Annotated in this window: 2 protein-coding genes; both read left to right on the top strand. The window is 41.0% G+C overall.

What is annotated here, in order from left to right; all coding sequences use genetic code 11:
- Positions 1–475 precede the first annotated feature (475 nt).
- Positions 476–1,036 (top strand): DUF1353 domain-containing protein, encoded by a 561-nt coding sequence (locus BN874_RS23585; protein ID WP_081756322.1) that lies wholly within the window; start codon positions 476–478, stop codon positions 1,034–1,036.
- An 82-nt stretch (positions 1,037–1,118) separates the two neighbouring features.
- The coding region (locus tag BN874_RS24485; protein ID WP_154724878.1) for a hypothetical protein at positions 1,119–1,710 on the top strand (592 nt) is incomplete at its 3' end.

Below are 1,710 nucleotides of genomic sequence, written 5' to 3'. Positions count from 1 at the left end.
ATTATCGGGGAAATCGACCTCCAGAGCAAACTTTGCAGGAAATTTATCTAGGGGTGCTAGTAGTGTTTCCTTTTCATTTTTGAAACGCCGATGGTTTTTGCACGTTTCAAAATGAACCGAAAAATTCCTCACTAAATTAGAAGGTTGCAAACCGTACTTAGACAGACTAAAGTCAATCTGGATAGAGAAATTTATGGCTAAACCAAGCTTTCATGTACCGCAACCTATGCTAGTAACTGATTTATTAGAATTGATTCCGCATAACCCTCTGGCGAACGGCGGGGAGACGAAAAATAGCCTCCTCAGAAATTTAGCTGTTCTAAATCTACTTTCATAAAGTTGATTTTTGATTTATACCGCGTCTGTTGCTATGGTTGCGACTGACTAATTTTAGTTGGCGCCGCGCTCCGCGCGGGACACGCCGAGTTCGCTCAACTCGCGCCCCGTTAGACTTTAATCGAATTTGGAGAAAAGTATGTCAAATCACGGTTCATTCTCAGAAGACCCAAAAACCATATGGATTACCGATCCAGACAATCCTGATCGTAATATGAAGTTGCTAGAAGAATTTTCATATACAGATCCTAATGGAAGAAGATGGCGTGCACCCAAAGACTCTATAATCAATGGAGCTAGCATACCTAGACCATTATGGTCATCCGTAGGTAGTCCCTATACAGACGATTATCGTCGTGCATCAATTACACATGATGTAGCCTGTAATACTTCAGGTGTTTCACGTAAGGAAGCTGATGTAATGTTCTTTCACGCATGTAGAGCAGGTGGTTGTGGTCTTGTGCAAGCACGCATACTTTACGCTGGAGTGCGAATTGGTGCGTGGGCATCTGAAAGTCTCCCTAAGCATTCGATTTCCAGTGATAAACTTTTATTCAGGGAATTTATCAGTACACCGTTCAATGAAGAACTTTTTCTTAAAGGAAAGTTATCTGACATTTCCAATGAAATGAAGGGGCTTTCTGATGATTCATCTCTTGAACAATTAGATGAAATCATCGCACACCATTTAAAGGTCTAACTCAACGTTCCAGCGGAGCTTCGCTATCGCTCGCCCGGTGAGTAAAGACGTTAGGCGCTTATTCGATAGGGTATGTACAATCGTGAATATCCATTCTACTTTTATTCGGCCATTATTTATTCCCTACACATTAATTCTATTATTGTTTTTTCCTATTTCAGGTAGTGCCAGCATCATTCAATATGAAGGCACAGGTACAATAAGTGATGTATCGATTGAGGGGGTTCCCGTAGATCGAAGTCAGGATCTATTATTTTCATTTGCTGTCGATGACTCAGCAATAGATATATCCACGGACACGGGTCGAGGAGAATATTTAACCGGATTCCTTGAAGCTACCGTAGGGGGTATCACATTTTTAAGTACCGGTCGCGGTTCCGTCACGACTAATGATATAAGAATCACGGATGACCAAAGTTGGTTATTGACTACTAATGTTCTTACTGACTCGGGTTTACCCGGATGGTTTCAGATATTTTTCGACGGTGGGCCAAAGAAGAAAGGTTTAGATATATTACCACTAGATATTTCTGAATACTCAATCCGCTATTTTGCAACCGCATTTGGTACAGGATCTGAAAGAACAAATTTTTATGGAGTTGTATCTAGTACGGAAAAATTTGCAGTACCTGAACCTAATACTGCAATCCTGATATTTCTTGGGTTAGCAGGGT

Source organism: Candidatus Contendobacter odensis Run_B_J11, from assembly GCF_000531125.1.
In the GTDB taxonomy this organism is placed as follows: Bacteria; Pseudomonadota; Gammaproteobacteria; order Competibacterales; family Competibacteraceae; genus Contendibacter; species Contendibacter odensensis.
This window is presented reverse-complemented; position numbering and strand designations above follow the sequence as displayed.

Bases quoted from the DNA above. Each gene is read 5' to 3' on its own strand.
- BN874_RS23585 (WP_081756322.1), top strand. From the start codon at position 476: ATGTCAAATCACGGTTCATTCTCAGAAGACCCAAAAACCATATGGATT.